This window comes from Ruegeria sp. CDSA034, from assembly GCF_059612275.1.
The window spans coordinates 201021-225385 of the sequence record NZ_JBXWQH010000003.1; the positions used below are offsets into that span (position 1 = coordinate 201021).

Sequence of the window (24365 nt, forward strand, 5' to 3'; positions counted from 1 at the left end):
ACGTGAGGAGCGGCTGGATGGATCTGAGGGAATACACTCGGCAATACGCGGTTCAGGACAACAGATTGGCCGCGCTGAGCTATTTTGGAACCTTCGCGATGTACTTCACATCGCTGGCGCTGGCGATCATCTTTGTGGATCGCTGGTATGTCATGATCCCGGCCGGGGTCGTCTTTGCCTTTTCGGCGGTGCGCCTGTACGTGCTTCAGCACGATTGCGGCCATCACTCGCTGTTTGAGACACGTCGCCAAAACGAGTGGGCGGGCCACGGGCTTTCGCCGTTCACCTTTGCGCCCTTCGAGGTGATGAAACAGAATCACAACTTGCACCACGCCGGAATCGGCAATCTCGAGCACCGTGAGACGGGCGAAATCCACACAATGACCGTGCGGGAATGGAACAAGGCGGATTGGAAAGCGCGCCTATATTACAGGCTCTACCGAAATCCCTTCATCCTGGTTCCGGCTGGGGCGCTGTTCACGTATTTCATCCGCTATCGGTGGCCCAAGAACACAGTTAGATTTGGCGTGAAGGGTGTATTGCTGCACAACTTGTCGATCATCGTCTTTCTTGGCCTTCTTTACCTGATAGCTGGCACCATGGGTATTCTGGTCTGGTTGGTGTTTTCGCTTTTGGGTGGGATGCTGGGTGTTTTTTTGGTCTATCTGCAGCACAATTTCGAAGACACATACTGGGACCGTCGTCCGGATCTGGACCCGCAACTAGCGGCGCTGCAGGGATCATCGGCGCTGGATTTTGGTTGGTGGTTCGACAATGCGGTTGCCTGCATCACGCTGCACGACATCCATCATTTCAATGCGCGCATTCCGTCTTATCGGCTGCGTGCATGCCACTATAACCTACCGCCCGAATTCACGCCCCGCCGGATCAAATTCCCCGAGGCTGTTGCCGCTTTGAACCTGAAACTGTGGGACGAAGACGCCAAGCGGCTAGTGCCGTTTCCCGGAAAGGACCAATCCGGTAACCTTGCACACAGTAGTTGACATAAATGACCTGCATCTCTGGGCACTGGCTTGTGAGAACGTGTATCTGGTATACATAAGATAATGCAGGGAAAATCGGAAAGGACAAAGAATGACCGCAGTGACCGCAATAAAAGGCGTTGGAGAGGGGCTAGGAAAGTCACTCACCGCCAACGGTTTCAAAACCGCTGAAGCTGTTGCCAAGGCAACCCCCGCTGCACTGGTCAAAGCTCCTCGTATCGGCAAAGCCCGCGCAGCCGTCCTGATTGCCGCCGCGAAAGAGGCGATTGCGGCGAAACCAGCAGCCGCAAAACCCGCCGCGACTAAGCCAGCCGCCAAACGCCCTGCTGCGAAAACAAGTACGCGCCGCGCGCCTGCCAAAAAGCCCGCAGCGCGCCGAACAGCGCCCCGCAAGACCATCGCCGCCGCCGCTGCCGACAAGCGGGCGGAAGAGGCTGCGCGCAAAGCGGCTGAGGAAAAGGCCGCAGCCGAACTGGCAGAAGCCAAGGCAAAAAAGAAGGCTAAGGCCAAAGCCAAGGCTGAAAAGGCCGCTAAAAAGCTTGAGGAAATGGAAGCCGTCTTTTCAAAAGCCAAGGACAAGGTGAAGGCCAAGGCGAAGAAAGATAAGAAGAAAGATAAAAAGAAAAAGGCCGACAAGACGGACAAGAAGAAAGATAAGAAAAAAGATAAAAAGAAGGATAAGAAAAAGGCGAAGAAGTAAGCCTTCTCCGCCCTTAAGCCTCTTGAACCGGCGCCCTGTTGGCCGCCGGTTTTCTTATGCCAGCGTGCCGTCCAGTTGCAGCGTCAGCTTACCACCCAGATAGGGGGCCAGAACCTCGGGCAGGGTGACGGTGCCGTCTGCGTTCTGGCCGTTTTCCAGCACGGCGATCAGGCAGCGCCCAACAGCCAGACCGGATCCGTTCAGCGTGTGAACGTATTCCGGTTTGCCCCCAGCCTCGGGACGGAAGCGCGCGTTCATCCGGCGCGCCTGAAAATCACCACAAGTCGAGACTGAGCTAATCTCACGGTACGTATCCTGACCCGGTAGCCATGCTTCGATGTCAAAGGTTCGGCGCGCGCCAAAGCCCATGTCACCTGTGCACAAGATCACTGTGCGATAGGGGATGCCCAGCTTTTCCAGAATACCCTCGGCACAACGCAGCATGCGTTTTTGCTCTTCATCCGACTTGTCGGGATGGGTGACCGAGACCATTTCGACCTTTTCGAACTGGTGCTGGCGCAACATGCCGCGCGTGTCCCGGCCAGCCGATCCGGCCTCAGACCGGAAGCACAAGGAATGCGCGGTGTAACGGCGGGGCAGATAGCTTTCTTCAATCATCGTGTCGTTGACGATATTGGTCAGCGACACCTCGGACGTCGGGATCAGCCACCAGCCTTCGCGGGTCTGATAGCTGTCTTCGCCAAACTTCGGCAATTGGCCTGTGCCCTGCATCATCTCGGACAGAACCAAAACCGGGCCGTTCACTTCGGTCAGTTCGTTTTCGTTGATGTGCGTGTCCAGCATGAACTGCGCCAGTGCGCGGTGAACGCGGGCGACGCCGCCGGACAACAGGACAAAGCGCGAGCCGGACAGCTTTGCCGCCGTTTCAAAATCCATGCCGTTCTGAACGGCCTCAATTTCAAAATGCTCTTTCGGTGCAAAATCCAACTCACGCGGGGTGCCCCAGCGGTTGACTTCGACATTGTCGTTCTCGTCCGCACCTTCTGGTGCGTCCTCGGCTGGCAGGTTCGGGATGCGGATCAGCTGATCAGTCAGCAGCGCATCCAGATCCTTGGCCTCGGTCTGCATCCGGGCGATTTCGGCCTTTTTCTCGGCGACCAGTGCGCGCAGGCGTTGGAATTCATCCTCGTCGCCGCGTGCCTTGGCGGCACCAACCTCTTTGCTGGCCTTGTTCTGTTCGGCTTGTGCCGTTTCTGCGGACTGAATCTTGGCCCGGCGGCTTTCGTCCAGCCTTAGCAAATCTGACGACACCGGCGCGTCCCCACGGCGCGCAAGTGCGGCGTCGAAGGCGGCGGGGTTTTCGCGAATGGCGCGGATGTCGTGCATGGTTCAGATCCTTAAATGCGTGAATCACTGAAACCGCTTATGCACCATCTGAAAGGCAGGGTGTAGCGCCGGTTACGACTTATCGGCATCCTCGTGTTTTTCATGCGCCAGATGGCCATCCCAATGTTCGGTTGGGATCTTGGGATCAGGCGGATCAGCCATGTAAGAGGGCGTCATGATCTGCACACTGTTTTCATTGAACACGGCCACGATGTTGCGATGCAGGTCCGATTTTATCTTTGGAATAATACTGCCGCGTGTCGAATACCCGTTGATCTGATAATTGATCGCGTAATCGGCCAATGCTGTCCACAAAACAAACGGTTCCGGTTTGGACTTGATCCCCTTGGTGCGGTTGGCGGCCTCGATCAGCATCGCCTCGACCTTCTCGGGCGGCTCTTCATAGCCGATGCCAACCGTGGTGTGCAGCAGCAGTCCGCTGCCGTCTGTTTTCTTCGAGAAGTTCACCACATCCGAATTCATCAGTTGCGCATTAGGGATCGAGATCAGTTCGTTCTTAATGGATTTCAGATGCGTCTCCATCAGTTTGATCTGAACTACATCGCCGATGTGGTCGCCGATCTGAATGCGGTCCCCGATCGAGGTCGAGCGACGATAGATCACGAACAGTCCGGCCAGCATGTTTGAGACGACAGAATTTGCGCCCAGCGACAGCATGGCACCCACCAGGATCGTCAACCCCTGGAACGCCGCCGAATCCGATCCGGGGATGTAGGGAACGGCAAAGACCAATGCGATCATGATCACCACAACACGGGCAATGTTGAAGGTTGGGCTGACCCAGTGCTTTTCGAAATCGCCCATGTCGAAGGAACCCGCTTCGACCGCGTCGAAGAACACCCGCATCCCCTTGATGATGTACAGCGCCACCCAAGAAATCAGGCCCAGCATGATCAAATTGGGGATGTAACTGATAATGCCTTTGAAGATCAGCAGTACCGGCTCGGTCAGATAGGTCAGCAATAGCTGCGCAAAATAGCGGGTTTCGGCGAAAGCCAGCAGAACAAACGAGAGGTAGTAATAAAAGCCGAGAAAGAAGATGATAAGCAGAACGAAGTTCAGCCCATATCGTACCAGCGCAGCGATCGCTTCGGCCTGAACGCTTTTGGCTGTGGCAGTTTCCACGTCCTTGAGGTGGAGTGAGACAAATTTTAATGTCTTCCGTCGAATCCGACGGTGCACCCACAGGATTGCCACCACAAACGCCACAAAACCAATGGTCCACGCCACTGCCTCAATTGCACCGGACACGCGCGCCCGATCGGTGCGGTTGGCGCGGTAGTCTTCGATGGATTTTTTGATCGCGTTCCCGTGCAAAACGCTTAGAACGCTAAGCTCCATCTGATCCAACTCGGCATCGGCTTCGGTGACGATCGAGACTCTCTCGCCATCGGCCAGGGTCCAAATGCCGAACTCGGTCTCTTCGTATGTCACCTCAACCGTCAGTGCATCCGAGGCTTCGGCGATTTCGATGATCTTGTCCTGAACGTCTTCCGCCCTCTCTGGCGCGGGCAGGGCACTGGATCCCCTGACCTGGAACAATACGTCCCCGTCCACGATGACCGGAGCCACGAAACTGTCCGAGTCCGCCCCGTCAGAAGCAGGGGGCTCTGTCGGTGTTTCCTGTGCCAGTACGACGTCCGAAAACCACAGGCTGGACGCCAGGGCCGTCAGAAAATAAACCAGCAAAAGGAAGGGCTTGAATTGCCTTGCCATATGTCCCCCTTAACCCGAACTATACCCGGTTTCAGCGAGGTGCCTAGGACATATCTGCAACGCCTGGCTTGTTCTTTGTGCACTGTGGCCGGGTCAGGGCGGTGTACAGCGTTGCCTTCGCTTGCAAAGGCGCAATTCAGAGCATAGGTTCCCGCCAAATTTGCGGAGCATTTCCGCAGCACCAAAACAAAGGAATATCCCATGGAAGGTGGCGCAATCGCCCAGTTTCTCCCGCTGATCCTGATCTTCGCGATCATGTATTTTCTGCTGATCCGTCCGCAGCAAAAAAAGATGAAGCAACATCAGGCCATGGTCGAAGCCGTGCGTCGCGGCGATCAGGTCGTCACCCAGGGTGGAATGATCGGCAAAGTGTCCAAGGTCAAGGAAGGCGACAACGAGATCGAAGTTGAAATCGCCGAGGGTGTGAAGGTTCGTGTGGTCAAGTCGACCATTGCGCAGGTTCTGAACAAGACTGAGCCCGCGAAGTAACTTCGCGCCACAATTCCTTGAAAAGGCAGGGTAATGCTGCAAATTGATACCTGGAAGCGGGTTCTGATCTGGCTGGTCTGCGTGATCGGTCTGATCCTTGCCCTGCCGAATGCGTTTTATACGCGCGTCGAGCAATCCAACGATGCCAAGGCCGCAATTGAGCTTGGCATCGACACTCCCGAAATGCAGGCCGAGGCGGCGCAATGGCCGAACTGGCTGCCGTCGTCGCTGGTCAATCTGGGCCTCGATCTGCGCGGTGGTGCGCATCTGTTGGCCGAAGTTCAGGTCGGCGATGTGTACGAATCCCGGATGGAGGCCATGTGGCCCGAAATTCGCGATGCGCTGCGGGATGAGCGCGCCACTGTAGGCACCATCCGCAAGCAAGAGTCGGCCCCGGACGAGATTCGGGTGCGCATCAGCCAGCCCGAGGGTATGTCCCGAGCGCTTGAAGTTGTGCGCGGCCTGGCCCGTCAGGTGCAAACCCTGACCGGTGTAGGGGCAACCGATATCGAGGCGCGGGCTGAAGGCGACACAATCGTTGTTCAACTGTCCGAGGCGGAAAAACTTGCCACAGACGACCGCACTGTGCGCCAGTCGCTTGAGATTGTGCGCCGTCGTATTGACGAGGTCGGAACGCGTGAACCCACGATTCAACGGCAGGGTGCGGATCGTATCCTTATTCAGGTGCCGGGTATCGGCAGTGCTGGTGAACTGAAAGAGATCATTGGCACCACCGCTCAGCTGACATTCAATCCCGTTGTGGGGCGGGGCACCAACCCGGACGCAGTGCCGGGGATTGGCGAACAGGTCCTCCCCTCCATCGACGAAACCGGTTTGTTTTACACAGTCGAGGCGGCCCCAGTCGTCACCGGTGAAGAGCTGGTGGACGCGCAGCCAGCCTTCGACCAGAACGGTCGCCCAGCGGTCAGCTTCCGGTTCAACACTTCGGGAGCGCGCAAGTTCGGCGACTATACGCTGGAAAATATCGGCCAGCCGTTCGCAATCATTCTTGATGATGAGGTCATCTCAGCCCCTGTCATTCAAAGCCACATTCCCGGCGGTTCGGGCATCATCACCGGCAACTTCACCGTCGAAGAAAGCACCAATCTGGCTGTTCTGTTGCGCGCAGGCGCGTTGCCAGCCGGGCTGGAATTCCTCGAAGAGCGTACCATCGGCCCCGAACTGGGGCAGGACAGCATCGACGCGGGTAAGGTCGCAACCATCGTAGCCTTCGTCGCGGTGCTTGCCTTTATGGCGCTCAGCTATGGTTTGTTTGGTCTCTTTGCCAACGTCGCCCTGATCATCAACGTCGGCCTGCTGTTTGGTCTGTTGTCCCTGATCGGAGCCACCCTGACGCTGCCCGGTATCGCCGGTATCGTGCTGACGGTTGGTATGGCGGTGGATGCCAACGTGCTGATTTTTGAGCGTATCCGCGAAGAACTGAAATCCGCCAGAGGCCCGGCGCGCGCGATCGAACTGGGTTATGAAAAGGCGTTGTCGGCCATTCTGGACGCAAACGTGACCACATTCATCACCGCTGTTATCCTGTTTGCCATGGGCAGCGGTCCGGTACGCGGTTTTGCCATCACGCTGGGTCTGGGCATTCTGACCTCGGTCTTCACCGCGATCTTCGTGACGCGCCTGATGATCGTGATCTGGTTTGAACGCCGCCGCCCGAAAACGATCGAGGTTTGACATGAGACTGAAACTCGTACCCCAGAATACCTCGTTCGATTTCTTCAGCCGATGGAAAATCTGGCTGGGTATCTCGGCCTTGATGATGATCGTGGCGTTCACGTCCTTCATGCTTCAGGGGCTGAACTTCGGCATCGACTTCCGCGGTGGCACAACGATCCGGACGCAAAGCACCCAAGAGATTGATGTCGGAGTCTATCGTGACGCCCTTGCCCCGTTGGAATTGGGGGATGTGACAATCACAGAGATTTTCGATCCAAACTTTGGACCGGATGAGAATGTTGCGATGATCCGTATCCAGGCTCAAGAAGACGCCGAGGCGGTTACATCGGACGTGATCACTCAGGTCGGCGAGGTGCTTGCTGCTGCTGATCCGGGCCTCAAATTGCCGTTTGAAAGCGTTGAATCCGTCGGTCCTAAAGTCTCGGGTGAGCTGATCCAAACTGCGGTTATCGCGGTGGTGTTGGCGATCGGAGCGGTGCTGGTATATATCTGGCTGCGTTTCGAATGGCAGTTCGCCTTGGGCGCGGTGGCCGCATTGGTTCACGACGTAATCCTCACGATCGGCATATTTTCGGAACTGCAAATCCGGTTCGATCTGGCCATCATCGCCGCATTGCTGACCATCGTGGGGTATTCGCTGAACGACACCGTGGTCGTCTTTGACCGCGTCCGCGAGAACCTGCGGAAGTACAAGAAGAAGGACCTGAAAGAGGTCCTGAACATCTCGATCAACGAAACGCTTAGCCGGACGGTGATGACCTCGGTCACCACGCTGCTGGCGCTGATCTCGCTTTACGTACTGGGCGGGGACGTGATCCGCGGCTTTGTTTTCGCGATGATCTGGGGCGTGATCGTAGGGACGTATTCCTCGGTCTTTGTGGCCTCGACCATCCTGCTGTGGCTGGGCGTCAAGCGCGACTGGTCGAAGCCGTCCAACAACGCGGGCAACCAGTTCGCAAATGTGGATGCCTGATATTCTCGGCCAGTCCCCCACGGGGCTGGCCGTTATCTTTTTTGCAGCGACGCTAGGCGGCATCGTACGCGGGTTTTCCGGCTTTGGCACCGCGCTGATTTTTCTGCCTCTGGCCACTCCGTTCCTCGGCCCGTTTGGGGCGCTGATCGGACTGACGATCATGGATATCTTCGGGCCACTCCCCAACCTGCGGCGGGCGTGGCGCGCCGTAGACCGCGGAGACCTGGCACGGTTGCTGCTTGGCTGCGCTTTGATCCTGCCTGTTGGCTTGTGGGTCCTCACGCAGGTCGAGCCCGAGGTGTTCCGATACGCGGTCAGCTTCCTGGCCTTGTTCATGCTTGCAATCCTGATCCTTGGATTACGCTACCAAGGCCGCGTGCGACGAGCGATGGTGACAGCCATCGGTGGCGCTGCGGGTTTTCTCGGCGGCGTCGCTGGGTTGCCTGGACCGGCGGTGATCCTGTTCTACATGTCCCGTCCGCTGCCGGTAGAAGTCATTCGGGCTACGATCCTGCTGTTCCTTTTCGGCTTCGACTTTCTTATTTTTGGCTTTCTGTCTGCTATGGGGCGCGTGACTTTCGACAGTGTTGTTCTGGGGCTGGCTTTGTCGGTTCCGAACCTTTTGGGCAATTGGCTGGGCGGCTGGCTGTTCAACCCGGAAAAGGAAAAGCTCTACCGCACCGCCGCCTACGTTGTCATCGCGCTGGCCGCCTTGTCGGGCCTGCCGCTTTGGGGCATAGAAGATATCCATGCGGTTGAATGAGATCACATATAGCAACGCAACACCGGTCGATGGCTACGGGCCCGGCTTTTTCCGTATTGGTGGCCAGGTCCACGAAGGGGCGGTTCTGACCGGTCCATCGGGCACCACCGGTTGGGGCGGATACGACGATCAATCCTCTTTGCTTACACTGGCTGGGCATGTGGATGTCCTGTTGATCGGAACGGGCGCTGATCTGGCCCATATCCCCTCAGACCTTCGAGCGGCGCTTGAGCAGGCCAGCATAGGCGTTGAGATCATGAACTCTCCTGCAGCCTGCCGTACCTACAATGTTCTGCTCTCCGAAGGCCGCCGCATCGCGCTGGCTTTGCTTCCCACCTGACGGGATCCGTTTCATCTGACCAAAAATATCCCGGGGAGCGGGAGGGGGTAGCCCCTCATTTTCATGTTTATCCGAAAGCGGCTCGGGCATTGCCCTGCGGCAAATCCCGCCTTTTGCCCCTATGCGCAATAAGATAAGCGGGAAGGTATGACACTGACCGTAACCGATCTTGCCATCACCCGCGGGGGTATCCCCGTGCTCGAGGGGCTCAACTTCTCGCTTCAATCCGGGCAAGCACTGATCCTGCGTGGGCCAAACGGGATCGGCAAAACAACTTTGCTGCGTACACTTGCGGGGTTGCAGCCGGCGTTGAGCGGAACCATTGACGGGGCCGAGGATCAAATTGCCTACGCCTCGCATTCCGACGGGTTGAAGCCAACGTTGACGGTTGTGGAAAACCTGACCTTCTGGGCCTCGGTCTTTGGGACAGATGACATCCAACCGGCATTGGATGCCTTTGCCTTGAACGAGCTGTCGGACCGCCATGCGGGAAACCTGTCCGCCGGGCAGAAACGTCGCCTTGGACTGGCCCGGATGCTGATCACCGGGCGGCCGATCTGGATGCTGGACGAACCGACGGTGTCACTGGACAAAAGCGCCGTCCAGATGTTCGCCGATACCGTTCGTGCCCATCTGGGGCAGGGCGGTTCCGCCCTGATCGCAACCCATATCGACCTTGGTCTGGACGGCGCGGTTCTGGATGTGGGTCCCAACAAAGCCAAACCAAAACCCATCGACGACTTTGACGGAGGCTTCCTGTGATCGCCCTGCTGCTGCGCGACCTGAAACTGGCCTTCCGCGCGGGCGGGGGGTTTGGCCTTGGTCTGGCGTTCTTTTTGATTGTGACCGTTCTGGTGCCGTTCTCAGTCGGCCCGCAATCTTCGCTGCTGTCGACCATTGCCCCGGGTGTGCTTTGGCTGGGCGCGCTTTTGGCCTGCCTGTTATCGCTTGATCGTCTGCTTGCGTTGGATTGGGAAGACGGGTCGCTTGACCTGTTGGCCACCGCGCCCTTGCCGCTTGAGGCGGTTGTGTCGATCAAGGCGCTGGCCCACTGGATAACAACGGGTTTGCCACTGGTTCTAGCCGCGCCGTTTCTGGGTGTGCTACTGAACTTGCCGGTGCCAGGCTTTTTCTGGCTGGTGATCTCACTTTTGGTCGGCACCCCGGCCATGAGTGTGATCGGGACCTTTGGCGCAGCTCTGACTGTCGGCCTGAAACGGGGGGGGCTATTGTTGTCATTGCTTGTCCTGCCGTTGTATGTTCCCACGCTGATCTTCGGGGCCGAAGTCGCACGCCGCGGCGCCACGGGGATGGAAACGCAGACACCGCTGTTGATGCTGGCAGGGATCACGGCGGCCACGATTGCTCTGTTGCCTTTTGCCAGTGCGGCCGTGCTGCGGATCAACCTTCGGTGACACGGTCGCAGTTTGACTGATGTCAATTGAGAACAAACACGAGTCGGACTAAGTAGAGCCCATGTCTATCGCAGCCAAAGCCAATACCCTCTGGGAATACGCCAACCCGCGCAAATTCCTCGCGACCAGCGAGCGGGTCCTGCCGTTCTTCTGGATGACTTCTTTTGTGTGTCTGGTCGTCGGGCTGATCTGGGGCTTTTTCTTCACGCCGGATGACTACAAGCAGGGCTCGACCGTCAAGATCATTTACCTGCATGTGCCTGCGGCGCTGATGGCGATCAATTGCTGGCTGATGATGCTGGCCACATCTTTGGTCTGGCTGGTGCGCCGCCACCATGTCAGTGCACTCGCTGCGCGAGCGGCAGCTCCCATCGGTATCGTGATGACCCTGATCGCGTTGGCAACCGGCGCGATCTGGGGGCAACCGATGTGGGGTACGTGGTGGGCCTGGGATCCACGCCTGACGGCTTTCCTGATCCTGTTTCTGTTTTACCTTGGCTACGTAGCCCTGTGGGAAGCGATCGAGGATTCCGATACAGCCGCTGATCTGACCTCGGTCCTGTGTCTGGTGGGGTCGGTTTTTGCCTTGCTCAGCCGCTATGCGGTGAACTTCTGGAACCAAGGCCTGCATCAGGGGGCATCCGTGATGCGCGCCGCAGCCGTCACCGGCGCGGATACCGAAGAAAAAGTCAGCAACATTTATTTCTATCCGCTGCTGGTATGTATCATCGGATTTGTGCTGCTGTTCATTGCGTTGGTTCTGTATCGCACAGGAACGGAAATCCGGGCGCGACGGATTAAGGCGCTGCTGGCGCGAGAAAGGCTAAACGGATGATCCCTGATCTTGGAAAATATGCCGACGCGGTCCTGTGGTCCTATGCGGCCTCGCTGGGGTTGCTGATTGCACTGGTCGCTCTCAGCGTAATGCGTGGGCGCAAAGTCCGGGCGGAAATGGAAAAGCTCGAACACAGGATGTCACGCAATGGCTAAAATCTCACCCCTGATGGTTGCGCCGCCGTTGATCTTCGGCGCTTTTGCCGTTTTGGCCGGCATTGGCATGTTCCGGGATGACCCCGATGCCTTGCCATCTGCACGCGAAGGGCAGCCCGCGCCACCTGTCGCTCTGACCGAGTTTCCGGGCAAAACGTTGTTCGACGATGACACCCTGCGTGATGGTGAGGTCAAGCTGGTCAACTATTGGGCCAGCTGGTGTGCGCCCTGCCGGGCTGAGCACCCCAACCTTGAGGCGCTGTCCGAAGAGGGCATCCCGGTCTATGGCATCAACTACAAGGATCAGTTGGCCAATGCCGAAGGTTTTCTGACCGAACTGGGCGACCCATATGAGGCCATCGGACGGGATGAACAAGGGCGCATGGCGCTGGACTGGGGTCTTTACGGTGTTCCGGAAACTTATGTAATCGACGGAGAGGGCACAATCATCCTGCGCTTTGCCGGTCCGATTACGCAGCGCGTCATCGAAAGCAGGATCCGCCCGGCACTGGAAAAAGCCGGCCAGTGATCTGATCCGTTGCCATCCGGAGCGTGCCTGCTGCACGCGCTCTATTTCTTATTTCTGCTAGTTGCGCTGGCACCCAAGAAAAAGCCCCGGCGCATTGGCCGGGGCTTTGTTGCTTTAATCTTCCTTGGCAAGGTTCCGCAGCACATATTGCAGCACGCCGCCGTTTTCGATGTATTCGATCTCGGGCGCGGTATCGATCCGGCATTTCAGCGTGATTGTTTTCTCGGTTCCGTCGCCGAAAATGATGGTGCAGGGCACCTCTTGCAGCGGCTCGACCGAATCCAAGCCGTGGATTGATACGGTTTCATCGCCTGTCAGGCCCAATGTCTTGCGGGTGTCGCCGCCGGTGAACTCGAACGGGATCACGCCCATGCCAACCAAGTTGGACCTGTGGATACGCTCAAAGCTTTCGGCGATCACGGCTTTGACGCCCAGCAAGGCCGTGCCCTTGGCAGCCCAGTCCCGGGATGAGCCGGCGCCGTATTGCTCGCCACCAAAGACGACCAGCGGAAGGCCTAGTTCCTGGTAGGCCATTGATGCGTCGTAGATCGAAGCCTGTTCGCCGTCAGGACCTTTGGTATAGCCGCCTTCGACGCCGTCCAGCATCTCATTCTTGATGCGGATGTTGGCGAATGTGCCACGCATCATGACCTCGTGGTTGCCGCGGCGGGAACCGTAGGAGTTGAACTCGCGTGGCTGCACCTGACGTTCGATCAGGTACTGACCGGCAGGTGAAGTGCTTGCAAAAGACCCTGCGGGTGAGATGTGGTCGGTCGTGACCATGTCCCCAAGAACCGCCAACACCATGGCCCCTTCGATATTTGAGATCGTGCCCGGCTCGGTACCCATTCCCTGAAAATAGGGAGGGTTCTGGATATAGGTCGAAGTCGGCGGCCAGTCATAGGTTTCCTGTTGCGGAACCTCGACGCTTTGCCATTTCTCATCGCCTTTGAAGACATCCGCATATTTCGACTGGAACGCTTCGCGGGTGACAGTTTCCTGCACCAGCTCGGCAATTTCGCTTTGGGTTGGCCAGATGTCCTTCATGAAGACGTCATTGCCGTCCTTGTCCTGCCCAATCGGCTCGGATGTCAGGTCGATATCCATGGTGCCAGCCAACGCATAGACTACAACCAGCGGTGGCGAGGCGAGGTAGTTGGCCCGCACGTCCGGCGAAATCCGGCCTTCAAAGTTGCGGTTGCCGGACAGGACGGACGTGGCGACCAGATCACCCTCGGCAATTGCTTCACTGATCTCCCTCTGAATCGGGCCAGAGTTGCCGATACATGTGGTGCAGCCATAACCAACCAGGTTGAACCCGATGGCATCCAGATGTTGCTGCAGGCCAGCCGCCTCAAGGTATTCAGATACAACCTGCGAGCCGGGGGCCAGCGAAGTTTTGACCCAGGGCTGTCGGTTCAGGCCCAGCTCATGCGCCTTTTTTGCAACCAGACCGGCCCCGATCATCACGTAAGGGTTCGAAGTGTTGGTGCAGGATGTGATCGAGGCGATCACGACCTTGCCCGATTCCATGCCGTAGTTTTCGCCCTTGACCACGACCTGCTTGCCCATCGGGCGCTTAAAGGTTTCGGCCATTTCCTTGGTAAATGCCGCCTTGGCGTCGGTCAGCGCAACATAGTCCTGCGGTCGTTTCGGGCCGGAGATAGCGGGAACGATCGTGCCCATGTCCAGCGTCAGAGTGTCGGTGTAGATGGGCGCGTAGTTCTCATCACGCCAAAGGCCGTTTTCCTTGGCATAAGCTTCGACCAGTGCCAGGCGATCCTCATCCCGACCGGTGTTACGCATATAGCGCAGGGTCTCACCATCAATCGGGAAGAAGCCGCAGGTCGCGCCATACTCGGGGGCCATATTGGCAATCGTTGCGCGGTCAGCCAACGGCAAACGGTCCAGACCGCTCCCGTAGAACTCGACAAATTTGCCCACCACGCCGTTCGCGCGCAGCATCTCGACGACTTTCAGAACAAGGTCAGTGCCAGTGGTGCCTTCCACCATCGCGCCGGTCAGCTCAAAGCCTACTACCTCAGGGATGAGCATCGAGATCGGCTGGCCCAGCATCGCGGCCTCGGCCTCGATCCCGCCGACGCCCCAGCCCAGAACGGCCATGCCGTTGACCATGGTTGTGTGGCTGTCGGTGCCAACCAGCGTGTCAGGGTAGGCGACTTCGTCGCCGTTCTGATCGGTGTCGGTCCAGACTGTTTGCGCCAGGTATTCCAGGTTCACCTGATGGCAGATGCCGGTTCCGGGGGGAACAACGCGGAAGTTGTTGAAGGCTGACTGCCCCCATTTCAGGAACTGGTAACGCTCCATGTTGCGTTCATATTCGCGATCCACGTTCATCTGGAACGCGCGCGGGTTGCCGAATTCATCAATCATGACCGAGTGGTCGATGACCAGATCAACCGGGTTCAGCGGGTTGATCTTCTGCGCATCGCCGCCCAGCCCTTTGATGCCATCGCGCATCGCGGCCAGATCAACAACAGCCGGAACGCCGGTAAAGTCCTGCATCAACACGCGGGCAGGGCGATACGCAATCTCGCGCGGGTTCTTGCCGCCATTGCGTGCCCATTCGCCAAAGGCTTTGATATCGTCGACCGCGACGGAAAAACCATCGTCCTCGAACCGCAGCATGTTCTCGAGCACCACTTTGAGCGCGGCGGGAAGCTTGGAAAAATCACCCAGACCGGCCTCTTGCGCGGCGGGGATAGAATAATATGAAATGGATTTGCCATTCACGCTAAGGTTGCGGCGTGTTTTGGCGGTATCTTGTCCGACTTTGATGGGCATCTGTGGCCTCCCTCTGAAATGACTTAGATCCCGGGATTCGCTAATCTTTATCTGCATCACCAACGCCTTTGGTTCAAGGACCAAGGTGGTGAGCTCATTGAGTTATGTATACCATTGCACACAAAATTTAAGGGTAACGATGGTCGCATGTCTCAAGAAACGTTGATTGGAGGTTGAACGGGCTTGCGTTTAAACCGGGCAGTACACCCAGCCAAAGGCCCGAGACCCGTAATGTTCAGATCCATTCGCGCGACAGCGCTAGTTTCCTTGTTTCTCTCTACAGCAGCCCTGGCCGGGGGCGACCCGGTTGTGGTTGAGTTGTTCACATCTCAGGGCTGTTCGTCCTGTCCGCCTGCCGACCGGATCATGCATGATTTGGCCAAACGCGACGATGTGATCGGCCTGGCACTGCATGTGGATTACTGGGACTACATCGGCTGGAAGGACGAATATGCCGACCCGGATCACACTCTGCGCCAGCGCACTTATGCGCGAGAAGGTGGGCGGTCGATGATCTATACGCCTCAGATGGTGGTGAATGGGCAGCAGGATGTGGTCGGGGCGCAATCGCGGGAACTGGATCGCCTGATCAATGCACATCTCAAGGCCACCCCGCAAGCATCCGTGACGGCCGTGCGCTCGGGTGATGATGTATCGGTGGATGTGACGCCGGTCGAACTGCCGGCCGGAGAAACCTATGACATTAGGGTCATTCAGTATTCACCGATGCGCCATGCCTCGATCCGACGCGGAGAGCTGGCTGGCCACGATCTGGACTATGCCAATGTTGTCGAGGCCTGGCATATGGCAGGTCAATGGGACGGCGTCGCGCCTCAGGCGTATTCGGTAACCGTCGACACAGATTATCCGGTAGTTGTGCTGGTGCAAAGGGCAGGGCACGGCCCGATCGTGGCAGCCGCGCGGGTCAAATAATCAGGGCATGTCCTCGGGCTGCACGCCCAAACCGTTCCAGGCTTTCCAGCGCCGGTGGATCCAAAACCACTGACCCATATGCTGTCTTACCATGGCCTCAAGATCGTCATTGGTGAACTGGGTCATGGTCTTCGGATCTGTATGCGGCACCGGATCGTGTAGCACGATTTCAAAGTCCACGCCGTTTGGTTGCCGCACCGCATAGCATGGGATCAGGACGGCGTTGTATTTCATTGCCAGTTCTGCATTCAGGACTGAGGTCACGGCGGGTTTGCCAAAGAATGTCAGCTCTTCACCGCCATGGGCGTGCAGATCGGATACGATCGCGATGATCCCATTTTTTTTGAGCGAACGAACCATCTCCACCATTCCGCGACGGCCCTGTTCAAACATCGGCGAGCCGGTCTTATGGAACGCCTCGACATACATGTCGTTGAAATAAGGGTTCGCCATGCGGCGATAGAGGCACCCAATCGGTTGACCGCTGCGTTCCTGCAGGGCGATGCGTGCCGCAAGATAGTGACCAAAATGCGCGGTGATCATCATGATCGGTCGCCCTTCGGCGACGGCAGTGTCAAATGCGGCAACACCCGAGCCGCTTACCTTTGCCGTGCGCTGACGTTCGGTGAACCCTTCCGGCGAAAAATGCTCCATAATCGCGCGACCGGCATTGTCCGGAACGGCGCTGCAAATTCTGTTGACCTCGGCTTCTGACAGGTCAGGGCGGGTCAATTTCAAGTTGCTGCGCACGCGTTTGGTAAAGCCGATCAACGGTGAAAGCCCACGTGCGATTGCGCCCATGGTGGCCAGACGTGTTTCATAGGGCAACAACCTCAAGGTCCCGATGACGCCCTTCATGAACAATCCAGTGATGTAGTATTTTCTAAGCTCTGTGCGGCTTAGTTCCGACTTTTCGACGGGCATGAATAGGTCTCACCGGCTGTTGCGATTTGCCGGGCAAGACATACAAGGCGGAAACCGCAACCACAAGCGTTGCAAAACAAAGCCATGTTTTGACTTGCCGGATCGGACTTGCCCGTCACTCTTCGCTATCCTCTTCGATCAACGCTATTGCGCCTTCGTCGACCAGTGTTCGAATTGAGCCGATGACAAGTGTCATCGCTTCTTCGGCTTCTGCCAGCTTCACCTTGCCGCGTTCGGTGATTTCCTCGCGCAGGTTATCCGCCATACGTGTCGACATGTTGGATAGCAGGAACTCGACCGCGGCTTTGTCATTCTCGGCCGTGGCGCCAGCCAAGGCGGTGACGAGATCAGCCTGATCCAATCCACGCAGAATCGCAGGCACGTCCCTGGGCAGGATGCGGGCCGGGATATGGGCGAAGGTGAATATTGATTGGCGCACCAAAGCTGCAAAGTCGGTGTCTTCTTCATCCAGGGCCGTCAAAAGCCCGTCGCGCGTCGCTGCGGCTGATTGGTTCAGAATCGCACCGACCCGCGCTCCGGGGCCATCCGAAAAGGCCGTGGCCGGGCGTCGATCAAGTTGCGCCGCCAGCGACCAGCCAATCCGTTCAACCGCCTCGGGTGTGATGTTGGCCGTTTTGGACACGGCATAGGTGATGCGCCGCGCGACCGGGCCGGGCAGGTGACCCAGAAGTTGCGCGGCATTTGCAGTTTCCAGCTTGGACAACATGACCGCTGCAATTTCAGTGCTTTCGGCCAGAGCGATGGTGGCCAAATCTTCTGTCGGGATTTCGCGCAGCCGTTGCCACGGATCGCCGATCTGGCGCACCCCGGCTTCCTTCCGCAACCTAGCCGCTGTTGCCGGCGTAATCTTGTCGCTGACTGCGTCCAGAGCACCGGCCAACCCATGTGGAAAAGACAGGCCGACACTGTCCAGCGCTTCGGCAAATTCATGTGCGACGGATGCCAGCGTGATGCGATCCACTAGGCCCATCTGACCCAGCTGGTGCGTCAGCTTTTCCTGCAAATCGTCGGGAAGTTCTTCCAGGGGGATATCTGCGCCCTCATTCAACAAAAGACGCACCACGACGGCGGCTTTTTGTCGGTTGCTCAACGCCTTGGGCACGACGCGGGGCGCGTCGTTCTGGGCGTCGGCTGCGGGTGTTGATGTCCCCGGTGCCAGTTGAACCAAAGAGTTTGTGTCCTGCATCTGCCCGTGGTGCCAAGTTTCTGTTCCACAGGCAGATTACGGAGAGTCGGGTAAAGAAAGGCTGAAGTTTAGTAGTTGTAAGTCAGCCCGGTGCGGATCGCCTCGCGCAGGGATGCCTCGGCCCAGGTGCCTTCACCGCCGCGCGCCTTGATCTCGCGCCACTGTGCGATGGCAAGATCGGTTTTGCCTTCGGTGACAAAGCCCTGACCCATATAGCTGCGCGCCAGTATGTTGTCGGGATTCGCCTCAATGGCGTTCGAATAGAAGGCATTCGCCAGATCAAGCTCACCCATTTTGCGGTAGGTGAAACCCCAGTAAGTCAACACGCGATCATCATCCTGATCCATGATGCGCAGGATGTCCTGTGCATTTTCGATCTGTCCATCATAGGCCAGTTCGCGCACGGCGTCATACAGCTCTTCTTCAGTAAAGTTGGTCTTGTCCGGCTTCACGCACCGTCCGGCGTCTTTGTCATAGACGCGACCGAAGAAACACTTCTTGGTCGTGTTGGTCGGTTTTGGCGGGCTGCTGTCACCGCCAGCGGCGATCGCGACCGGCGCGAATGCAAAGGCCTGAAGGGCGATGGCTGAAGCGAGTACTAGGCGCATTTTCCTACTCCGTTGTCTGGGCTACTTACAGAAAGCATAGTGCGTTTCTCTCAAAAGCTAACAACCGAAGGCTCGCGTTTATTCACAAATGGGAAAAAATTTTCTCAGCTGTTCGTAATTTTGGCGCAGGTTTGAGTTTCAGCATCCCAAACCGAACCTGGTGCGCAGGACTGGGTTTGCTTGGAATGACCACTACAGGCCAATGCAACGGAGGCTGAGCAACCAATGGCCAAAGCACAAATCAGAATACGGATCATCGTGTTTCTCCTGTCCGGATTTACACCCACATCATAGCTTGTTTTGACCCGTCTGGCAAAACACCAAGGCCCAGAACGCGTCCTGCGATCCGGGCCCTGCGAACCAACTGATCAGATTGGGTTATTCGCCAAACACACGGGCGAAGATCGTGTCGACGTGTTTGGTGTGATAGCCCAGATCGAATTTCTCTTCGATTTCTTCCGGGCTCAGCGCGGCGGTGACGTCGGAATCCGCCAGCAGTTCCTCTTTGAAATCGGTGCGGTGTTCCCAGACTTTCAGCGCGTTGCGCTGCACCATGGCATAGGCATCTTCGCGACTGACACCTGCTTGGGTCAACGCCAGCAGAACCCGCTGGCTCATCACAAGACCTGGGAACTTGTTCATGTTTTCGATCATGTTCTCGGGGAAGATTAACATCTTGTCGATCACGCCTGTCAGTCGCGCCAGTGCAAAATCCAGTGTGATCGTGGCATCCGGCCCGATCATGCGTTCGACCGAGGAATGCGAGATATCGCGCTCGTGCCAGAGTGCCACGTTTTCCATCGCCGGGATCACTGCCGCGCGCACCATGCGGGCCAACCCGGTCAGGTTCTCGGTCAGCACCGGGTTTTTCTTGTGTGGCATGGCCGAGGAGCCTTTCTGACCCATCGAGAAAAACTCGGCCCCCTCCAGCACCTCGGTGCGCTGCATGTGGCGGATTTCGATGGCGACGTTCTCGATGCTGCTGGCAATAACCCCCAGCGTGGCAAAGAACGCTGCATGACGGTCGCGCGGGATGACCTGAGTGCTAATCGGCTCGGGCACCAGACCCAGCTGGTCGCAGACATGCTCTTCCACACGCGGGTCAACATTGGCGAAGGTGCCAACCGCGCCGCTGATCGCGCCAGTGGCGATTTCAGCGCGGGCGTCGCGCATGCGGGAAAGGTTGCGGTCCATCTCGGCGTAGAAACGCGCGAAGGTCAGGCCCATGGTGGTTGGCTCTGCGTGGATACCGTGGCTGCGGCCGATGCGGACCGTGTCCTTGTGTTCGATTGCGCGGCGTTTCAGGGCAGCCAGCAGACCTTCGAGATCTGCGATCAGCAGGTCGGCGGCGCGGGTCAGTTGCACGTTGAAACAAGTGTCGAGTACGTCCGAGCTGGTCATGCCCTGATGGACAAAACGCGCCTCTTCGCTGCCGACATGTTCGGACAAATGGGTCAGGAAGGCGATGACGTCGTGCTTGGTAACCGCTTCGATTTCGTCGATGCGCGCCACGTCAAATTCCACATCCTTGGCCTTCCAGACGGCCTCAGCATTCTCGCGTGGGATCACACCCAGATCCGCCATGGCGTCGCAGGCATGGGCCTCGATCTCGTACCAGATGCGGAACTTGGATTCGGGCGACCAGATGGCGACCATATCGGGGCGGGAATAGCGTGGAATCATTGGCAGCGGCACCTTATTGTGATTTGGCAGGAGGCGTTGCGGCGGGGTTTAAACCCGCGCAGACAAAGGAACAAGGCGCGAGTGCGAATATGAGACGGTTTGCCCTGATTTTGGCCCTATGGCCCGGTTTTCTGGCGGCTGAGGAGTTCAGAACGCTGACGGGGGATGAAATTCTGTCTGCATTGACTGGACAGAAGCTCGATTACGGGGAAGGGATCTGGCAGACCTTCGAGGATACGATGCTGACGCAGTACTTTTCGGGCGGACCCAGCGCCGGGCGGTGGGCGGCGCGCGAGGATCGTTATTGCTCGCTCTGGCCGCCTTCGGATTTTTGGGCCTGCTATGAGGTCCAACAAAGCGGCAAAGTGATCCGGTTCGTGGATGATAACGGTGCCACGACCGACGGGACACTCGCCGAATGAGCCTGCCGCGCAGACTGTCGGATTTCGAAGGCCATTGGAGCCTGACCCGGACCATTCTGGATATGCAGGCGGGGCAGGTGGTGCAGGCCCATGGTCACACGGTCCTGAGCCCGACCGAGGACGGCTTGATATACGACGAAGAAGTCACGCTGCGTGTGCCGGGGCAAGCCGAGATGAAAGGCACGCGCAGGTACCTGTGGCACGCGGCGGGTGAGGCGATTGCCATACATTTTGACGACGGCCGCTATTTTCACCGGCTGGCCATGGGCCAGGCACATGCGTCTGACCACCATGATTGCCCGCCCGACAGCTACGATGCTGTCTACGATTTTTCGGCCTGGCCAGTCTGGTCAGTGCGGTGGATCGTCTCGGGACCCAGAAAATCTTATGAAATGAGCACCGAATATCGGTTAAGATAGCGTAATCATGTTGCAGTCAAAGCTCTAAGCGGGCATTTCTGCAGTTGAAAATAGGTGGAGACATAAGAATGAATGCGAATGTACTGGCCAATGCGATTGGCCCGCGCGAAGGCACCGCGCTGCGCGTCAAGCAAGTTGCGCTGGTGGCACTAGGTATTCTTGCGCTGGCAATTGCTGCCAAGATCAAGGTTCCGATGTGGCCTGTCCCGATCACAATGGGCACCTTTGCCGTGCTGACAATCGGCACCGCCTATGGCACGCGTCTGGGTCTGGTCACCATGCTGGGTTACCTGCTGATCGGCGCGCTGGGCTTCGACGTGTTCGCGGGCTCTTCGGCCGAAAAATTCGGTCTGACCTACATGATGGGCGGCACCGGCGGCTATCTGGTTGGCTACCTTCTGGCAACCGTTCTGCTGGGCGCACTGGCTGCGCGGGGCTGGGACCGTTCGTTCAGCAAGATGGCGCTGGCGCTGGTTCTGGCCAATGTCGTGATCTACGTTCCCGGTCTTGTGTGGCTGGGTCAGCTTTATGGCTGGGACCAGCCGATCCTGCAGTGGGGCCTGACACCATTCCTGGTGGGTGACGTGATCAAGCTGGCGCTGGCTGCGATGCTGATCCCTGCGCTGTGGAAAATGGTGGGCGACGCACGTTCGTAATTTCCAACCAATCCAAATCTGACGAAGCCGCGCCCGGAGATATCCCGGCGCGGTTTTTTTGTACCCGCAGATCGGGATGCTGGACAAAAGGGGCCACTACGGGCCAATCTGCACTCAATGAAATCATCAGGTTATTGAGATATGCGTATTCAATTAGCTTCGGCACTCGCGGTTTGCGCCTCGCTTTTGCTGAGCGGTGGGACGGCATCCGCAGACACTCCGGTCACTTATCTGGATAACGGGCGCGCGCTGTTCGGCTTTTCTGTACCCGACTTCTGGGCGCTGCGCACCGGTGGCCCGCGCGAAATTGAAGATACCGAGCTGGGCGATGCACGTGCCGTGGCCCGGGTCATGGGGATGCGGCCAGTCACGGACGACAATGTCTGGATGGGCTTTGTGTCGCCTGCGGGTGTGGCCTCGATCGAGGGCGGTCTTCGGTATCTTGAGGATATCGACAGGTTTCTAGTCAAGGATCCAACAGTGTCCGAGACCACCACGACGCGCATTGGCGGGTTGCCCGCGCGTGTCATTCGCGGGACCGGCAGTCGCAAAGGGCGCGGTGTGAACTTCACAGTTTCCGTGATTGACTTGCCGAAGGGGCGCGTGGCCATTGCAGTTGCGATCCTGCGGGACGGCGCCGATCCGGCTTATGTGGACGATCTGAACGCCGTGTTCGCGTCGTTCCGGTCCCTGCAGTGAGGAGGCGCACATGACCCGCAAACTGATCAAACGCGCAGCCCTCGCCCTTGGATTGGGTGCAGCAAGTCTGACGCTTTCGGCCTGTGACGGCGTAACCGTTGGCGTAGGATACGGGTATGACCCATTCTACGACTCGATGCTGTGGAATGACTATTATCATGACGTAGACGTGGATATTGACATCGACCGGCCGGATCGCCCCCGGCCGCCTGATGGTCGCCCACCTGCGCGCCCCGTTCCACCTATCGCCAAGCCACCGAATAGACCACCGGTGTCGCGACCGCCGAACAGGCCACGGCCTCCGGTTGCACGACCCCCGGCGGCACGGCCGCCTATTCACCGCCCCGCAGGCCGGCGCTGAACCGACAGGTCAGTCCAGTAATTCAGTTGTGATCTGGGCTGACCCTTCCAAGGTTCTGTGGACCGGGCATTTGTCCGCGATTTCCAGCAATCGCGCGCGTTGCTCGGCCGTCAGCGGACCTTCAAGGCGGATCTTGCGGCGGAACTGATCGACTTTTCCTTCGTTAGCCAGCCCCGCGTCCTGCGCATGCACCTTGTTGTGGCACACATCGACTGAAACGGTTTTCAGCGGCCACCGCTTGCGCCGCGCGTACATGCGGATAGTCATTGATGTGCAAGCCCCCAGACCAGATGACACAAACCCGTAGGGCGACATGCCACGGTCGGTGCCACCGTATGAGGCGGGCTCGTCCGCGACGGCATGGTGCCGGGGACCGGATTGAATGTCTTGAAGGAACCCTTCCGGATCAGCTTCGGTCACGCGAACAACACCTTCGGGTGCGCCAGGTGGTGGGGCCGGCGGGCAGAGCTTGACGTAGCGCGTAACCCATGCGGTGATCACGTCCGCCGCGTATTCTGCGTCAGATGCGCGGGTAATCAGGTGATCGGCGTCGTCGAGGGTCACAAAGCTCTTGGGATGTTTGGCGGCTAGGAAGATTGTGCTGGCATTGTCGATACTTACGGTCTCGTCCCGAGGCGCATGCAAGATCAGCAAAGCGGCCTTCAGGTCTGCGATTGCCGGTATCAGGGCCGCTTCGGAAATATCATCCACAAAGGCCTTGCCAATGCGGAAAGGACGTCCGCCCAACATCACGTCCGCTGATCCAGCCTGCGTGATCTCAGGCAGCGCATCTTCGAAGTGATGCGCCACATGGCCGGGATCTGCGGGTGCACCCAGAGTGACCACAGCTTTGACACTAGGAATCCCGGCACGGGCGCGCAACACAGCCGCACCACCCAGCGAATGGCCGATGAGCAATGCCGGAGCCATGTTGCGGCCAGCCAGATAATGCGAGGCCGCGATCAGGTCTTCGACATTGGAGGTGAAGGTTGTGTTGGCAAACTCCCCGCCGGAATGACCCAGCCCGGTGAAGTCAAATCGCAGAACGGCGATGCCCATCGCCGCCAGTCGGGCCGCAATCCTGCGCGCAGCAGGGATGTCTTTGGAACAGGTGAAACAATGCGCAAATAGCGCCGTGGCCAGGACCGGCCCGTCCGGCAAATCCAGGCGCGCGGCCAATTGGTTGCCGTCGTGACCGGCAAAGGTAATGCGTTCGGTGGGCATGACAGTTCCTTGTTCGTCGGGATGACCAATAGTGTGTGCTTCCTACTGGCCGCTCAACCCCATTGTAAGAAGCGTCACGGGAAGGTGAGTGAAGCGAACAGATTGAGCGCAATCCTTTGTCCGCCCTGTGAACCTAAAGCATCAAATTTCGTGAAGTATATTCTAAAATATATTCGTTTTACTAATTTACGTCACCACCCCATCTTACGACCATCGCAAACGTGCAGCCCAGGAGGTTCAAATGGCACATACTGCAATGGATCCACGGGGCGTGGTTCTACGCCCGGATATACTGGCCGTGATTGCTCTGACTGGGGTGATCGGATTTGCGCTTGGTCAAACCCTGCCGCCGGTGGCATCTACTGAGGCGCAGGTTGCTGATCCCGTGTCCGAAGACTGGCACGGAAATGTCAGGCGGTCACATTGGTCGAACTGAAAC

Annotated in this window: 28 protein-coding genes; 19 read left to right on the forward strand and 9 right to left on the reverse strand. The window is 58.0% G+C overall.

The window, feature by feature from the left end; genetic code table 11:
* Window positions 1-17 precede the first annotated feature (17 nt).
* Both AC2FLJ_RS07760 and AC2FLJ_RS07765 read left to right on the forward strand, forming a co-directional pair.
* Window positions 18-1004, forward strand: a complete 987-nt coding sequence (locus AC2FLJ_RS07760) for a fatty acid desaturase (RefSeq protein ID WP_496705156.1) — start codon at window positions 18-20, stop codon at window positions 1002-1004.
* 91 nt (window positions 1005-1095) lie between these two features.
* Window positions 1096-1704: a helix-hairpin-helix domain-containing protein gene (locus AC2FLJ_RS07765; RefSeq protein ID WP_496696863.1), complete on the forward strand. Its 609-nt coding sequence runs from the start codon at window positions 1096-1098 to the stop codon at window positions 1702-1704.
* Between the two features lie 54 nt (window positions 1705-1758).
* On the opposite strand, the gene serS is transcribed toward AC2FLJ_RS07765, so the two are convergent.
* Together serS and AC2FLJ_RS07775 are read right to left on the reverse strand one after the other, a co-directional pair.
* Window positions 1759-3051 carry a serine--tRNA ligase gene (gene serS, locus AC2FLJ_RS07770; protein WP_496705158.1) on the reverse strand — a complete coding sequence of 431 codons (1293 nt, stop codon included), beginning with the start codon at window positions 3049-3051 and terminating at the stop codon, window positions 1759-1761.
* A gap of 72 nt (window positions 3052-3123) precedes the next feature.
* Window positions 3124-4788 carry a mechanosensitive ion channel family protein gene (locus AC2FLJ_RS07775; RefSeq protein ID WP_496705160.1) on the reverse strand — a complete coding sequence of 555 codons (1665 nt, stop codon included), beginning with the start codon at window positions 4786-4788 and terminating at the stop codon, window positions 3124-3126.
* 201 nt (window positions 4789-4989) lie between these two features.
* Between AC2FLJ_RS07775 and yajC the strand changes: the two genes are divergently transcribed.
* The 10 genes from yajC (at window position 4990) to AC2FLJ_RS07825 (ending at window position 11985) form a co-directional block, all read left to right on the forward strand.
* Window positions 4990-5277, forward strand: coding sequence for a preprotein translocase subunit YajC (yajC, locus tag AC2FLJ_RS07780; protein WP_058274044.1), 288 nt, complete (start codon window positions 4990-4992; stop codon window positions 5275-5277).
* Between the two features lie 33 nt (window positions 5278-5310).
* Window positions 5311-6972, forward strand: coding sequence for a protein translocase subunit SecD (gene secD, locus AC2FLJ_RS07785; protein WP_496696858.1), 1662 nt, complete (start codon window positions 5311-5313; stop codon window positions 6970-6972).
* A 1-nt stretch (window position 6973) separates the two neighbouring features.
* The gene (secF, locus tag AC2FLJ_RS07790) at window positions 6974-7948 is read left to right on the forward strand and encodes a protein translocase subunit SecF (protein ID WP_058277475.1); all 975 of its coding nucleotides are present in this window, start codon (window positions 6974-6976) and stop codon (window positions 7946-7948) included.
* A complete protein-coding gene (locus AC2FLJ_RS07795; protein ID WP_282151534.1) occupies window positions 7941-8711 on the forward strand; it encodes a sulfite exporter TauE/SafE family protein in 771 nt (256 codons plus the stop codon). Before secF ends, AC2FLJ_RS07795 begins: the two co-directional genes overlap by 8 nt.
* Complete coding sequence (locus AC2FLJ_RS07800; protein ID WP_496705163.1) at window positions 8698-9051, forward strand: Mth938-like domain-containing protein; 354 nt, start codon at window positions 8698-8700, stop codon at window positions 9049-9051. The genes AC2FLJ_RS07795 and AC2FLJ_RS07800 overlap by 14 nt, the downstream gene beginning before the upstream one ends.
* Before the next feature lie 147 nt (window positions 9052-9198).
* Window positions 9199-9813, forward strand: a complete 615-nt coding sequence (gene ccmA, locus AC2FLJ_RS07805) for a heme ABC exporter ATP-binding protein CcmA (RefSeq protein WP_496696852.1) — start codon at window positions 9199-9201, stop codon at window positions 9811-9813.
* Complete coding sequence (gene ccmB / locus AC2FLJ_RS07810) at window positions 9810-10466, forward strand: heme exporter protein CcmB (protein ID WP_058274038.1); 657 nt, start codon at window positions 9810-9812, stop codon at window positions 10464-10466. Before ccmA ends, ccmB begins: the two co-directional genes overlap by 4 nt.
* 61 nt (window positions 10467-10527) lie before the next feature.
* Window positions 10528-11301: a heme ABC transporter permease gene (locus AC2FLJ_RS07815; RefSeq protein ID WP_058274037.1), complete on the forward strand. Its 774-nt coding sequence runs from the start codon at window positions 10528-10530 to the stop codon at window positions 11299-11301.
* On the forward strand, window positions 11298-11456 hold the full coding sequence (gene ccmD / locus AC2FLJ_RS07820; protein ID WP_199520000.1) for a heme exporter protein CcmD: 159 nt from the start codon (window positions 11298-11300) through the stop codon (window positions 11454-11456). The genes AC2FLJ_RS07815 and ccmD overlap by 4 nt, the downstream gene beginning before the upstream one ends.
* The gene (locus AC2FLJ_RS07825; protein WP_282120427.1) at window positions 11449-11985 is read left to right on the forward strand and encodes a DsbE family thiol:disulfide interchange protein; all 537 of its coding nucleotides are present in this window, start codon (window positions 11449-11451) and stop codon (window positions 11983-11985) included. Before ccmD ends, AC2FLJ_RS07825 begins: the two co-directional genes overlap by 8 nt.
* A 114-nt stretch (window positions 11986-12099) precedes the next feature.
* Here AC2FLJ_RS07825 and acnA read toward each other — a convergent pair whose 3' ends face one another.
* Window positions 12100-14790: an aconitate hydratase AcnA gene (gene acnA, locus AC2FLJ_RS07830; protein WP_496705166.1), complete on the reverse strand. Its 2691-nt coding sequence runs from the start codon at window positions 14788-14790 to the stop codon at window positions 12100-12102.
* Window positions 14791-15021: 231 nt separating this feature from the next.
* On the opposite strand from acnA, the gene AC2FLJ_RS07835 reads away from it, so the two are divergent.
* Window positions 15022-15723: a DUF1223 domain-containing protein gene (locus AC2FLJ_RS07835; protein WP_496696846.1), complete on the forward strand. Its 702-nt coding sequence runs from the start codon at window positions 15022-15024 to the stop codon at window positions 15721-15723.
* On the opposite strand, the gene AC2FLJ_RS07840 is transcribed toward AC2FLJ_RS07835, so the two are convergent.
* The 5 genes from AC2FLJ_RS07840 to purB all read right to left on the reverse strand — a co-directional run bounded on the left by AC2FLJ_RS07840 (window position 15724) and on the right by purB (window position 20145).
* The gene (locus AC2FLJ_RS07840) at window positions 15724-16647 is read right to left on the reverse strand and encodes a lysophospholipid acyltransferase family protein (RefSeq protein ID WP_282120430.1); all 924 of its coding nucleotides are present in this window, start codon (window positions 16645-16647) and stop codon (window positions 15724-15726) included. It abuts the gene before it with no gap.
* Window positions 16648-16762: 115 nt separating this feature from the next.
* Complete coding sequence (locus AC2FLJ_RS07845; RefSeq protein ID WP_496696843.1) at window positions 16763-17854, reverse strand: flagellar motor switch protein FliG; 1092 nt, start codon at window positions 17852-17854, stop codon at window positions 16763-16765.
* 68 nt (window positions 17855-17922) lie between these two features.
* On the reverse strand, window positions 17923-18462 hold the full coding sequence (locus tag AC2FLJ_RS07850) for a tetratricopeptide repeat protein (RefSeq protein ID WP_058277484.1): 540 nt from the start codon (window positions 18460-18462) through the stop codon (window positions 17923-17925).
* Window positions 18463-18566: 104 nt separating this feature from the next.
* Window positions 18567-18719 carry a chitin-binding domain-containing protein gene (locus AC2FLJ_RS07855; protein WP_160116474.1) on the reverse strand — a complete coding sequence of 51 codons (153 nt, stop codon included), beginning with the start codon at window positions 18717-18719 and terminating at the stop codon, window positions 18567-18569.
* Between the two features lie 121 nt (window positions 18720-18840).
* Window positions 18841-20145 carry an adenylosuccinate lyase gene (purB, locus tag AC2FLJ_RS07860; protein ID WP_496696840.1) on the reverse strand — a complete coding sequence of 435 codons (1305 nt, stop codon included), beginning with the start codon at window positions 20143-20145 and terminating at the stop codon, window positions 18841-18843.
* Window positions 20146-20234: 89 nt separating this feature from the next.
* Between purB and AC2FLJ_RS07865 the strand changes: the two genes are divergently transcribed.
* The 5 genes from AC2FLJ_RS07865 to AC2FLJ_RS07885 all read left to right on the forward strand — a co-directional run bounded on the left by AC2FLJ_RS07865 (window position 20235) and on the right by AC2FLJ_RS07885 (window position 22702).
* Complete coding sequence (locus tag AC2FLJ_RS07865) at window positions 20235-20567, forward strand: hypothetical protein (protein WP_496705170.1); 333 nt, start codon at window positions 20235-20237, stop codon at window positions 20565-20567.
* Entirely contained in the window at window positions 20564-20986 is a 423-nt protein-coding gene (locus tag AC2FLJ_RS07870; RefSeq protein ID WP_496705172.1) for a DUF6314 family protein, read from the forward strand. The genes AC2FLJ_RS07865 and AC2FLJ_RS07870 overlap by 4 nt, the downstream gene beginning before the upstream one ends.
* Before the next feature lie 68 nt (window positions 20987-21054).
* A complete protein-coding gene (locus AC2FLJ_RS07875) occupies window positions 21055-21642 on the forward strand; it encodes a biotin transporter BioY (protein WP_496705174.1) in 588 nt (195 codons plus the stop codon).
* A 141-nt stretch (window positions 21643-21783) separates the two neighbouring features.
* On the forward strand, window positions 21784-22341 hold the full coding sequence (locus tag AC2FLJ_RS07880; RefSeq protein WP_496705176.1) for a hypothetical protein: 558 nt from the start codon (window positions 21784-21786) through the stop codon (window positions 22339-22341).
* Between the two features lie 10 nt (window positions 22342-22351).
* Window positions 22352-22702, forward strand: a complete 351-nt coding sequence (locus AC2FLJ_RS07885; RefSeq protein WP_108860327.1) for a hypothetical protein — start codon at window positions 22352-22354, stop codon at window positions 22700-22702.
* Window positions 22703-22711: 9 nt separating this feature from the next.
* Here AC2FLJ_RS07885 and AC2FLJ_RS07890 read toward each other — a convergent pair whose 3' ends face one another.
* On the reverse strand, window positions 22712-23926 hold the full coding sequence (locus AC2FLJ_RS07890; RefSeq protein ID WP_108860328.1) for a bifunctional alpha/beta hydrolase/OsmC family protein: 1215 nt from the start codon (window positions 23924-23926) through the stop codon (window positions 22712-22714).
* Window positions 23927-24167: 241 nt separating this feature from the next.
* Between AC2FLJ_RS07890 and AC2FLJ_RS07895 the strand changes: the two genes are divergently transcribed.
* On the forward strand, window positions 24168-24362 hold the full coding sequence (locus tag AC2FLJ_RS07895) for a hypothetical protein (RefSeq protein WP_109311422.1): 195 nt from the start codon (window positions 24168-24170) through the stop codon (window positions 24360-24362).
* Window positions 24363-24365: the final 3 nt, after the last annotated feature.